The following is an 11,586-nucleotide window of genomic DNA, read 5'->3' on the forward strand; positions in this document are numbered from 1 at the left end:
TACTCAAATAGCATAGTAAGTACGGAAGAGCCAGCTATACTTCTACTGGACTGGCGCTCTAGTCCTTATTAATTTCCCCTTTGCTGTCAATTTTCAGGGAATTGTTGGGAAAATCGCTTTTGGTGAGATTCCGAATCAACTGTACACTCCGAAACTGTTGATCGATATAAGGAATTCCTTGCCGATTCAACTGAACAGGTATAATTTTTCCAGACACAAAATCGCCCTGTGGGTTAAGTTTAAGCTCTAAAATCAGAGATTGTCCTAATACTCCCCAGGTAGATAAGGACTTGTATCCGACAAAATTACCCAGAGAATAAGCGATTAATTTTCCTTTATATAATTCCATCGCTCTGGGAACATGGGGGCCGTGTCCCAGAACCAAATCTGCCCCATTATCAATCATCGTGCGGGAAAAGAGAACCAAATTGCCACGGTTCTCCCCGTAGAAGTTTTCTTGTCGGTTTTTGACGTGCATGGCTCCCGTTCCTTCCGCACCGCCATGAAACGATACGACCACCATATTGGCATTTTTCTTGGCTTCTAGTACCAGTGCTTTCGCCGACGCAATATCGTTCACGCTGTTGTGCAGAGCCAAGTGGCTGAAACCGATAAAAGCAACCCGAATGTTTTTGACATTCACATAGGCAACTTCATTTTTCTTGCCAACTGGTGTCATTCCTGCACTTTTTATATTTTTCATAGTGTCGGCAAAGCCGACGACCGAGAAATCTAGAGAATGATTGTTAGCTACACTTAAAACATCAAACCCAGTTTCTTTCAAAAGGGTTGCATAATTTGGTGGCGTGCGAAAAGCATGAACCATTGCACGACTGGTATCTTTTGAGGTTCTGGGATAGTTGGTCAGCGTACTTTCAAAATTGCCAAATAAAATATCGGCTCCTTGAAGGTATGGTTTTACATTCTTAAAAAGCTCTTTATTATTACTGGGTAGTCGATTGTTGGGAAAGTTGGTGCCAGGAACAATATCGCCAACGGCTTTAATGGTGATAAATGTGGCAGCATTTTCTGAGGGTTCTGATGTGGAAACAGGTGCTAAATTCTGAACGGGTGCGGGAGAAGTTTTGGGGGTTGGTTTATTGGCAGCGGGTGAGGGAATGGGAGACTTTTTAGGCGCAGCAACACCTGTTTTTTGGGTTGTTTTGGGAACGGCTTGAGGTTTTGGCGAAGTCTTGGGGGGTGGGAGTGGGACGACACCTATTTTCTGGGTTGTTTTGGGAACGGCTTGTTTAGCAATTTGTCGCTGTGCAGACGTTGGCTGCTGGGAGGCGGCGACTTGGGAATCCATTTTAGCTCTGACGACAAAACCCACTGCGGCAACTAAAATCCAACAGATGCTGCCTAACAAGAGTAAAGGAATCTTTTTTCTATACTTTGTTTTTAGTTTTGTGGTTTTACGCTTTGGCTGAGGGCCAGGAGTGACTAGCCGGGGTAGAGTTGCTGTAGAAGTAGAGGCGTAGGCGGATTGCCTTAATTCAACCAACTCTGTCCAGGTAGGCCATTTTTGGTCGCTGCGTCGCCCATAAAGGCGCACAGAGTCAATATATTTGGGGTTGAGGCGGATCATTCCGTCGTGTACGAAGCGGACGCAGGAGGCTTGATTTGGCACTCGATCGGACTCTAGGACGATATGGAGGCAAGTTCCTTTGCTTTTTGCTGTCGCTGTGACGCCTTTTTTGGATACAACCTTGTTGATTAGGACGGCGATCGCATCGGGGTCGCCCTGTTGCGCCAAGGATAGGACATTTTGCTCAATTACCTGACTAACCATAAGTCTCCTCACACTAACTGATAGACTGCCTTAATAGACCGCCTTATAATACGGCTGACAAAAGTTTAAACCGGAGTAGGCATAAATTTCAGAAAATGATAGATAGTTGGAACGAAAAGGCTGTTCGAGTCCGCCGTCGCTTGCTGGTGACGGGTGGTGCGGGGTTTATTGGCTCGAATTTTGTGCTTTACTGGTGCGACACTTACCCAGACGATCGCGTGGTGGTGCTGGATGCGCTGACTTATGCGGGAAATCGCCGTAATTTGGCAGCTGTGGAAGGTAGGGAGAATTTTCGGTTTGTTGAGGGCGATATATGCGATCGCACTCTGCTAGACAAATTGTTGCAAGCAGAAAATATCGATACTGTAGCCCACTTTGCGGCTGAATCTCATGTCGATCGATCGATTTTAGGGCCAGGTGCCTTCGTTCAAACCAATGTCGTGGGAACTTTCACCCTACTAGAAGCTTTCCGACAACATTGGAAAACCCCCCCTCTGTCCCCCCCGTCAACGGGGGGGACAGAGGGGGAGATTTTTCTCCACGTTTCCACCGACGAAGTTTACGGCAGCCTTGGCCCCAACGACCCCGCCTTTACAGAAACGACGCCTTATGCTCCCAATAGCCCTTATTCCGCGTCAAAAGCTGGCAGCGACCATTTAGTTCGAGCTTACCACCACACTTATGGGTTGCCGACAATTATCACGAATTGCTCTAACAATTACGGCCCTTATCAGTTTCCCGAAAAGCTGATTCCGCTCATGTGTATCAATGCCTTAATCGGCAAGCACTTGCCTGTTTATGGAGATGGGCAAAATGTACGGGATTGGCTTTATGTAATCGATCATTGCCGTGCTTTAGATGTGGTGATTCATCGCGGCAAACCGGGTGAAACTTATAATATTGGCGGCAATAACGAAGTTAAAAATATCGATTTGGTTCGGACTTTGTGCGAGTTGATGGATGAATTAGCTCCCGATTTGCCAGTTCGTCCTTGCAGTAATTTGATTGCGTTTGTGAAGGATAGACAGGGACACGATAGACGGTATGCGATTAATTCTACTAAGTTGAAAACTCAGTTAGATTGGAGTCCTTCAGTTACCGTTGAAGAGGGATTGCGTCGTACAGTCGAATGGTATTTGAAAAATCGCGATTGGTGGGAACCATTATTGTCTGCGGAATATCAGGCTTACTATCGGCAGGTTTATGTTTCTTAGCTCTAAAATTTGAAATACTCGGTTAAAATAATGTTAGTTATACCATCAATCAGGTGTCATATATACCCCCACCCAAAACATTGCCAGCTTTTCCAGATGCACAACCTGTTAAACCTAAAACTCCTGTTCAAGGCGGTGGCAAATTTCGTAAGCGGTGGAAAGATGCCGATTACATATATGAGTGGGATAGCAGACATGGAACTGTTGAAAAATATGATAAAAGGGGTAGACATTTAGGTGAATTCGATCCCAATACAGGTACACAGCTTAAGCCAGAAAATCCTGATTACACAGTGGAGCCATAAGTATGACTGACCAAATTTTGAGTTGTGAAGTCACTAAAGATGATGTGGTAGAAAACCACAACCTTGTCAGAGTAGTTCGATGGTATGATAAAAATGGTGACAAACTTGTAGGTCAATCTACACTACAAGACATAAAGCTTTCAGATATACAAGATATTTTTGGAGAATCAAAAGATAATCCAATGTATGATTGTTATCCCGTTAACGCTTTTCATGTAAATCAGCTTAAAAAATTTGTTGAGGATGAAATTGACATAGATTATTACGATTACTTTGTTGAGTGTGAAGTGGTTTAAGTAATTCCGGCTTAGAAAATTAAGTTTGCGATCGGCCATTAAAAGTAATTAATCGTCAGTTGTTCCGATTCAAAAGTAAGAAAGCCATCAGTTATAAGTTGTTCCGATTCAAAACCAAGAGTGTGAGGAGTATGAACGCAGAAATCACGGTAAAAAGACAAACTTACGCCGGTTTATTCACAGTCGCACTCGCGACTTTGATGTTTGAAATTCTCCTCACGCGCATTTTTAGCGTGACTATGTGGTATCATTTTGCGTTTATGGCTACCTCGGTAGCTATGTTCGGGATGACAGTAGGGGCAGTATTAGTATATTTATTTCCGAAATACTTCACCCAAGAACGAGCAAAGTCTCATTTAGCTATTACTTCTTTATTATTTGCTATCTCCATTGTTGTTTGCTTTTTAATCCATCTAAGTATTCCATTTGTACCCAGCCTGTCAATTGGGGGGATAGCTTCTATTGCTTCGACATATCTAGTGATATCAGTTCCGTTTTTATTCAGCGGAATTTGTATATGTTTGGCTTTAACTAAATTTCCTCATCAAGTAAGTAAACTTTACGCTTACGATCTAGCTGGCGCATCCCTTGGCTGTATTCTGCTGATATACATTATCAGCATTACCGATGGACCGACAGCGGTAATTATAGTAGCTTTTCTTGCTAGTATTGGCGCTATTTTATTTGCATCAGAAGTAGCCTCTAAAAGGCTAATGCAAATTGCTCTGATATCTACTCTATTACTCGGTTCTTTCGCAGTCGTCAATACAATTTTAGTAAATAATCAGTCTCCTTTATTGCGTTTGATGTGGGTGAAAGGGAAGTTTGAATCAGCGCCAATTTATGAAAAGTGGAATTCTTTTTCTCGGATTACAGTTAGCCCAGATAAAGATCCAGCACATCCTTTTGGTTGGGGATTTAGCCCGGTTGTGCCTTTTAACGATAAAATCGAAGAATTGGCATTAAAAATAGATGCTAGCGCTGCTACAGTTCTTACTAAATTTGATGGGGATTTTAATAAAATTGAATATCTTAAGTACGATATCACCAATTTAGCTCATTACATTCGGAAAGACGCAAAAGTTTTAGCTATTGGCAGCGGAGGCGGTAGAGATATACTTTCCGCATTATTGTTTGGTCAAAAGTCGGTTTTAGGAGTTGAAATTAATTACGATATTATCAATGCTGTAACTAAAAAGTTTGGTGATTTTACCGGGCATCTAGATAGAAATCCTAAAGTTAGTTTTGTTGCTGATGAAGCACGCAGTTACATTGCCAGATCTAAAGATAAATTCGATATTATTCAGATTTCCTTAATTGACACTTGGGCAGCAACTGCATCTGGTGCATTTGTTCTCTCAGAAAATTCACTTTATACCATTGAAGGTTGGAAAGTTTTCCTGGAACATCTGACTGACAAAGGAATTTTAACAGTATCCCGTTGGTATGTTGGGAAAAGTCCTAGTGAGATGTATCGGCTAACTTCTCTGGCGACTAATTCGCTGATGAAATCTGGGATCGAAAATACCCGAAATCATATTGTTATCGTGAGACGAATGTTTGGGGAAAGCGAGAATGAGCCGATTGGTGTGGGAACGATGCTGGTGAGTAAAGAGCCTTTTTCCGATCGAGATTTGGATACTCTGCAAAAAGTTGCAAACCAGATGCAATTTGAAATTGTTCTTAGTCCCCGATTTGCGATCGACAATAATTTTAAAACTATTGCCGATGGAAAAAATATCGATGATTTTGTGGCTAAGTTTCCTCTCAATATTGCTGCCCCAACTGATGATAGTCCGTTTTTCTTTAATATGCTGCGGCTGCAAGATGCGTTTAATCCCAAACTTTGGTATCAAGAGGCTTGGAGTTCTAACCTGAAAGCTGTGGTGATATTGGGTGCTTTACTGATAGTTGTGATAGTGCTGACATTCCTCTGCATTATTGTGCCGCTGCTTCTAACTACTAAGAGGGCAACTTTAAAGGGTGCTTTGCCTCTTTCGCTATTTTTCGCTGGCATAGGTTTGGGTTTTATGCTGGTGGAAATTTCCCAAATGCAGCGGTTGATTGTTTTTCTGGGACATCCAACTTATGGGTTATCTGTGGTGCTGTTTTCGTTATTATTATCGAGTGGTTTGGGGAGTTATTCAACAGAAAAGGTAAGCAATAAGGGGATGGCGAGTTCAGCAACTTTACGGCTGCTGTTGTTGCTATTTACCTTGTATGTGTTTGGAAAATTTACGCCGTATGCTATTGAGTTATTCGATGATGCGACAACGGGGGTACGCATCCTGGTAGCGACAGGCATCCTTTTGCCGCTGGGTTTCTTCATGGGGATGGCATTTCCAATGGGGATGCAGTTAGCTTCTCAGAAGTCTGCTGAGTTAACGCCTTGGCTGTGGGGAATTAATGGGGCGACTTCGGTTTGCGCTTCTGTACTGGCAGTTGCGATCGCGCTAAACTCTAGCATATCCACTTCATTTTGGACGGGTTTTGCCTGTTATTTACTAGCTATTCTGGCCTTTGTTTGGGCAAGTCGAGGTCAGGTTAAGCTTAAACAAAGTGCCGAGTAAGCGGCAAAAAGAAACGCGGTGGTAGTCGGTTGTGACTACCACCTCACTTATCTTATGGCTCGGTAGGCCAGTGAGAAAAGCCAAGTAACTGACCGATGCGAGAGGTTTTCCAAAAGGCTTGTCGCTCTGCATGAGTCATCATCACCGTTGTCCCAGATCTGACCTGCTCAGGGGTTAAAGGGAGTTGGGAATCCCCACTCCCTTTCTTGTCTGAGACAGAAGGCTGTTGCTCCTGTCCTTGAGAAGCTAAAAACATATCCGTCTTCTCCAGGGGCAATGGTTGTCTGCCCCAAATACTGCATAGACACTATATCTCTATAGTAAGTAAAAGCATCCTCCAAGGACACCAGCAAGATAGGCGTGTCGCTTAAACCCCCCGAACAATATTGCAGACCTACCTGGGTGGCGTACCAGATCAGCCATTTGCCTATTGGCTCAATCAGACGATTGGTTTGTTGGCCTCTTGACGCTGGGTTAGTCTCCAGATGCTCAATCTCTAGGGTTTCTGAAGAACCGGGGTAGGGATATAGGCCGTATCGAACTAATCCCCAAACTTGCTCGGAGTAAACCAGTTTGACGATATTCTGACAGTCAAAGTCTGTAAGCTGCCACAAACCAGGCCAGTTAAAAGTCCAGTCAGTCGGCATATCCTCCAATCTTGCGGGAGTGAGTAAAGCCGTTTGAGGGCCAGATGCGCGGGTCTGAACCGATACCCGATATGAACCAAGAGTCGTCATTGTTTTCTCTGAAAGCCACCTGGGAATAACTGCTTTAGGTGTACTTCCATAAATGCACCTGTCCACTGAAGGGGTACATTTCGGGTTCTGTTGAGAATAAAAGATTTTTCAAATCTAGTAGCCGCCAACAACATGGGGCAAAGTCTGCCAAAGGAAGACGCCAACGGCTGCGATCGCTAAAACGCCCTGAATCAAACGCCCCACTATCGAACCTACAATAATCCCCACACCAGCTTGAAACGCTTGCTTAAGTCGAAGACCGATCTCCAATTCGCGCCGATAAAGAAACTCTCCGATCGCTGCTCCCAGTAGTGGCCCCAACAAGATCCCCAACAGTGGCCCGCCAAATGGCAGTGCTGGCAGCAGACCTAAAGTTGCCACTACTAAGCCCACGATCGCACCAATCTGGCTCCAATTACTTGCACCAGAACGTTTGGCTCCCCAGTAGGCGGCTAAATAGTCTATGCCTATGCTGAGGAGAAACACCAAAATTGCGATTCCTAGAGCCCAATATACGGTAGTAAAACCGTCAATTGCGCCCCAAATTACAACGGCAATCAAAATCAAGCTGGAACCGGGAATACCGGGAACGATCGCGCCGATAACGCCAACGACCATCAAAACAACCAGCAGCCAGTACAAAATTACCATAGGCTTTCAGATCTCAGCTGGTGCCACATCATTTAAATAGTAGCTGAGGGATACTTCTAGTTTGTCAGCAATTCCAGCAATCCAGGTTTCATCTTGCTTGGTATAACTGCGGGGGGCATTAGCTCCTAAAATTAAAACGCCGTCTTTACCGATCGGTTGGCAGATGACACCTTGAGTATTTTCTGGTATGAAGTCAAACTCAATTCGCCCTGGATACAGCGTCAAATTCACCAGATAAACCGGTTTTTGCTTTTCCACCACTCGCTGTAAAATCGCTCCCAGCTTTACTTCTGGGTTAGTACCTAAAATTCCCCGCCGCAGCAGTACTTTGCCTTGATACCAAACGACGAGCGATCGCGTCGCCGTATTGGTAAGTAACAGATGGGACGCCCAAGCCAATTCAGTTCTCACCGCATCTGGCAAAGAAGGCGCAAGTTCAAAACCCTCTTCGCCAATCAGCTCGACAGCATCGGGCGATCGGGCCTGCACTTGCTGCCATAACAACCCCGTCAAGATCAGCACCGCACTCAAGATCACCCCCAGTGCATCCGAACGCGCTTGAGATTGCGTCAATTCCGGCGTCAGTAAGCGGTTGAAGAGCAGCAAAACGCCAGCCAATCCACCGACAACTAGAGGCAGCTGCCGCAATACCTGATTTCGATCTGCCTTAGCCATAGTTTTTAACTAGGGAACAGGGAACAGGGAACAGTGGAAAGATCTGCAAAATCCCACTCCCCGACTCCCCCGCTCCTCCGCTCCCCCACTTCCTCGCCTACTTTCCATCCTCCCCTGGCTCAATGATCCGCTGGAACAGATAGCCCGTACCGCGTGCCGTCAGAATCAGTTCTGGATTGCTGGGGTCATCTTCTAACTTAGCTCGCAGCCGGGAGATGTGAACATCCACCACTCGCGTATCCACGTGGCGTTCGGGCGTGTATCCCCACACCTCCTGCAAAATTTCCGATCGCGAGAAAGCTTCTCCAGAACGGCTGACTAACAGTTCCAGCAAGCTGAACTCCATCCCGGTGAGGCGAATGCGTTCGTCGCCTTTATAGACTTGCCGCTTATTGGTGTCAATTTTGATATTCCCGACATGGATGACACCAGAACTGGGAATTCCGCCTCCGCCCGTTTTGTCTACCCGCCGCAGCACCGAGCGGATGCGGGCTTCCAGTTCCTTGGGCGAAAAGGGTTTAACGACGTAATCATCAGCTCCCAGCTCCAGACCTGTGATGCGATCGGCCACATCTCCCAGAGCTGTTAGCATAATAATCGGCACGTCAGATTCTTTTCGCAACTCTTGACAAACGCCGTAGCCATCTAGCTTAGGCATCATCACATCCAGAACTACTAAGTCAGGAGCCGCGTTACGAAATGTTTCTAAGGCTTCTTCCCCATCGGCAGCAGTGACGACATCGTACCCAATCATTGACAGACGAGTTTCCAAAATTCTGCGAATGCTGGCTTCATCGTCTACCACCAGAATTTTTTCTTTGTGGCTTTCCAAGTTTCTCAATGCTCCTTAATCTGCGGCGTTTCTGAACGTTAATTTTTAGTACCATTATATTAAGATATTAGCTTATATCTGTCAGTTATTTAAGCCCGAAATTCTCACCCCTATTGCATTTCAAGCTTTTTTAAGATTTACGAGCAAAGCTTTAGATTCTTTAAGAGATGATCAAATGGCAAAGTCTCGAACTTTATACTTTTGTAACAAATGTGGAGCCGAGACTTCACAATGGTTTGGCAAGTGTCCCGAATGCAGCACCTACAACTCCCTAGAAGAGCAGCTGGTTTCCCCAGCGCCTGCGGGTGCGGTGAGGGGAAATTGGCAAGGTGCCAGCCGAGGCAATAGCAAATCAGCGCTAAAACCAGCCCAACCAAGGGCGTCTCTAACTTTTGCAGAAATTGTTGACGGGCAAGAGGAGCGGTGGTTCTCTGGCTACGAGGAATTGGATAGAGTGCTGGGCGGTGGAATTGTCCCAGGCTCTTTGGTGCTGATTGGTGGCGATCCGGGTATTGGCAAGTCAACGCTGCTGCTGCAAGTGGCAAATCGTCTGTCTAGTCACTATCGCATTCTCTATGTTTGTGGGGAAGAGTCAGGAAAACAGGTGAAACTGCGGGCTTCTCGTCTGGGGGTAGGGGTTGACGCTGCTGAGGAAGCAGAGGAGGGGGAAAGCAACCCCGCTCTTCTTCCCTCCCCGTCCCACGAGGAGGGGGAAAGCAACCCTGCTGTTCTTCCCTCCCCGTCTCACGAGGAGGGGAGAACAGCGGGGGAGGGAAATTCTCTTCTACGCACGCCTGCTGAGGGTGCGAATTTATACGTGCTGGCGGAAACGAATCTGGAAGAGATTCTCAAAGAATTGGAATCGCTAAAACCTCATGTGGCGGTGATTGACAGCATTCAGACTATCTATCTTCCCAATTTGACATCCACGGCTGGCTCAGTAACTCAGGTGCGCGAATGTACTTCTGCTCTAATGCAATTGGCGAAAAGGGAGGATATCACTCTGTTGATTGTGGGTCACGTCACGAAGGAAGGCGCGATCGCAGGGCCGAAAGTTCTGGAACACTTAGTAGATACGGTACTGTATTTTGAGGGCGATCGCTTTGCCTCGCACCGCCTCCTACGTTCTGTGAAAAACCGCTTTGGCGCAACTCACGAAATCGGTGTCTTTGAAATGGTAGACCGAGGACTGCGAGAAGTTTCCAACCCTTCGGAATTATTTTTAGGCAATCGCGATGAAGTGGTTCCCGGAACTTCCCTCGTTGTTGCTTGTGAAGGAACGCGCCCAATTGTGGTAGAATTACAAGCTTTAGTCAGTCCGACGAGTTACGCTTCACCCCGACGTTCTACTACTGGTGTTGATTACAACCGATTGATGCAGATTTTGGCGGTGTTGGAAAAACGGGTAGGGATTCCTTTATCTAAATTAGATGCTTATGTAGCTTCTGCGGGTGGTTTGAATGTGGGGGAACCAGCGGTAGATTTGGGAATGGCGATCGCAATTGTGGCATCTTTTCGCGATCGGATTGTCGATCCCAGCACCGTCTTAATTGGCGAAGTAGGATTGGGCGGACAAGTTCGATCGGTTTCCCAGATGGAATTGCGCTTGAAAGAAGCAGCAAAACTGGGATTTAAACGTGCGATCGTTCCTAAAGGGCAAAAATTAGGTGATTTAGGGTTGGAAATTATACCCGTGGGGAAAGTGATAGATGCGATCGTAGCAGCTATTCCGCCTCAGTCTCAGCCCGGTTATGACGGTAATGATGATGAGGATGATGAGGATGATGAAGATGAAATGGAGGAATAGCACGACAAGGATTTCACGGATGCACGGATAAATTGGGGCTCTTGAAACCGGATTTCTGGTTTATCCCGGCTTGAAAAACCGATTCATTTCTGGATCTGCACTCAAATTCGTGTCGTGCCGATCGCTAAAATGGTTTGCGATCGGCACGCGTCTGCGTAGCACATATCGCCCTTGCTATTTTCTCTGTTCGTAGTATAGCAACCGACGAAAGTCGGTTAGAGCAACTCCAACTCTTACCTCTGGTTCATAATCCCTTACTTCGTCAAGCTTTTCCCTCTTCCCTCTTCCCTCCCTAGCCCCTAGCCCCTAGCTCTAGGTTAAAGAGGTTTTTAAGTCTCTTTTTCACCCAATCAATTGGATTTTTATCGTCTTCATCTTCATCCACCAATCCCATCTCTCGCAGCTGCTTTTGTCGTTCCGACAATTCTTCTTTATGTTTCCCTAACTCTTGGACAATCACATCGTATAACTCTGGCTGAGTTTGTAAGATTTTTTCAAATCCCTTTTTGTTAATTGCAAACAAAATAGTATCCTCAATCGCCCGAACCGTAGCAGTGCGGGGAATCCCCAACATTAAGGCAAGCTCTCCCAAAAATTGGGGCTCTTCCGTACTTACTATGCTATTTGAGTAGAGGGGGAGAGTGGGAGAGTGGGAGAGTGGGAGAGTGGGAGAGGGGGAGAGGAGAAAATCAATAAAAATGTTCTTA

The 11,586-nt window shown here is 45.8% G+C and carries 11 protein-coding genes; 5 read left to right on the top strand and 6 right to left on the bottom strand.

Annotated features, from left to right (window positions below):
* Positions 1-58: 58 nt before the first annotated feature.
* The gene (locus LAY57_RS14940) at positions 59-1,792 is read right to left on the bottom strand and encodes a CapA family protein (RefSeq protein ID WP_249067570.1); all 1,734 of its coding nucleotides are present in this window, start codon (positions 1,790-1,792) and stop codon (positions 59-61) included.
* A gap of 95 nt (positions 1,793-1,887) precedes the next feature.
* Between LAY57_RS14940 and rfbB the strand changes: the two genes are divergently transcribed.
* From rfbB to LAY57_RS14960, 4 genes are all read left to right on the top strand, one after another.
* Positions 1,888-3,006: a dTDP-glucose 4,6-dehydratase gene (gene rfbB / locus LAY57_RS14945; RefSeq protein WP_249067571.1), complete on the top strand. Its 1,119-nt coding sequence runs from the start codon at positions 1,888-1,890 to the stop codon at positions 3,004-3,006.
* A gap of 53 nt (positions 3,007-3,059) precedes the next feature.
* Complete coding sequence (locus tag LAY57_RS14950; protein WP_249067572.1) at positions 3,060-3,311, top strand: colicin E3/pyocin S6 family cytotoxin; 252 nt, start codon at positions 3,060-3,062, stop codon at positions 3,309-3,311.
* A 2-nt stretch (positions 3,312-3,313) separates the two neighbouring features.
* Positions 3,314-3,607 carry a DUF7683 domain-containing protein gene (locus tag LAY57_RS14955; protein ID WP_249067573.1) on the top strand — a complete coding sequence of 98 codons (294 nt, stop codon included), beginning with the start codon at positions 3,314-3,316 and terminating at the stop codon, positions 3,605-3,607.
* A 131-nt stretch (positions 3,608-3,738) separates the two neighbouring features.
* Positions 3,739-6,177, top strand: coding sequence for a spermidine synthase family protein (locus LAY57_RS14960; protein WP_249067574.1), 2,439 nt, complete (start codon positions 3,739-3,741; stop codon positions 6,175-6,177).
* Positions 6,178-6,344: 167 nt separating this feature from the next.
* Here the strand turns inward: LAY57_RS14960 and LAY57_RS14965 are convergent, their stop codons facing one another.
* The 4 genes from LAY57_RS14965 to rpaB form a co-directional block, all read right to left on the bottom strand.
* Complete coding sequence (locus LAY57_RS14965; RefSeq protein ID WP_249067575.1) at positions 6,345-6,914, bottom strand: hypothetical protein; 570 nt, start codon at positions 6,912-6,914, stop codon at positions 6,345-6,347.
* A gap of 114 nt (positions 6,915-7,028) precedes the next feature.
* Complete coding sequence (locus LAY57_RS14970) at positions 7,029-7,565, bottom strand: DUF456 domain-containing protein (RefSeq protein WP_249067576.1); 537 nt, start codon at positions 7,563-7,565, stop codon at positions 7,029-7,031.
* 6 nt (positions 7,566-7,571) lie between these two features.
* Positions 7,572-8,240, bottom strand: coding sequence for a cofactor assembly of complex C subunit B (locus LAY57_RS14975; protein ID WP_249067577.1), 669 nt, complete (start codon positions 8,238-8,240; stop codon positions 7,572-7,574).
* Between the two features lie 97 nt (positions 8,241-8,337).
* The gene (rpaB, locus tag LAY57_RS14980; protein WP_249067584.1) at positions 8,338-9,072 is read right to left on the bottom strand and encodes a response regulator transcription factor RpaB; all 735 of its coding nucleotides are present in this window, start codon (positions 9,070-9,072) and stop codon (positions 8,338-8,340) included.
* Between the two features lie 175 nt (positions 9,073-9,247).
* Here rpaB and radA point away from each other — a divergent pair, with 175 nt between their 5' ends.
* Positions 9,248-10,879: a DNA repair protein RadA gene (radA, locus tag LAY57_RS14985; protein WP_249067578.1), complete on the top strand. Its 1,632-nt coding sequence runs from the start codon at positions 9,248-9,250 to the stop codon at positions 10,877-10,879.
* A 292-nt stretch (positions 10,880-11,171) separates the two neighbouring features.
* Here radA and LAY57_RS14990 read toward each other — a convergent pair.
* Positions 11,172-11,586: cyclic nucleotide-binding domain-containing protein (locus LAY57_RS14990; protein WP_249067579.1), on the bottom strand; the 415-nt coding region annotated here is incomplete at its 5' end.

Source organism: Argonema antarcticum A004/B2 (genome assembly GCF_023333585.1).
Taxonomy (GTDB): Bacteria; Cyanobacteriota; Cyanobacteriia; order Cyanobacteriales; family Aerosakkonemataceae; genus Argonema; species Argonema antarcticum.

What these genes read in the sequence shown, in the direction of transcription:
- LAY57_RS14975 (WP_249067577.1), bottom strand. Translation starts at nt 8,240, where the DNA reads ATGGCTAAGGCAGATCGAAATCAGGTATTGCGGCAGCTGCCTCTAGTT.
- LAY57_RS14965 (WP_249067575.1), bottom strand. Translation starts at nt 6,914, where the DNA reads ATGACGACTCTTGGTTCATATCGGGTATCGGTTCAGACCCGCGCATCT.
- radA (WP_249067578.1), top strand. Translation starts at nt 9,248, where the DNA reads ATGGCAAAGTCTCGAACTTTATACTTTTGTAACAAATGTGGAGCCGAG.
- LAY57_RS14955 (WP_249067573.1), top strand. Translation starts at nt 3,314, where the DNA reads ATGACTGACCAAATTTTGAGTTGTGAAGTCACTAAAGATGATGTGGTA.
- LAY57_RS14970 (WP_249067576.1), bottom strand. Translation starts at nt 7,565, where the DNA reads ATGGTAATTTTGTACTGGCTGCTGGTTGTTTTGATGGTCGTTGGCGTT.
- LAY57_RS14960 (WP_249067574.1), top strand. Translation starts at nt 3,739, where the DNA reads ATGAACGCAGAAATCACGGTAAAAAGACAAACTTACGCCGGTTTATTC.
- LAY57_RS14940 (WP_249067570.1), bottom strand. Translation starts at nt 1,792, where the DNA reads ATGGTTAGTCAGGTAATTGAGCAAAATGTCCTATCCTTGGCGCAACAG.
- rfbB (WP_249067571.1), top strand. Translation starts at nt 1,888, where the DNA reads ATGATAGATAGTTGGAACGAAAAGGCTGTTCGAGTCCGCCGTCGCTTG.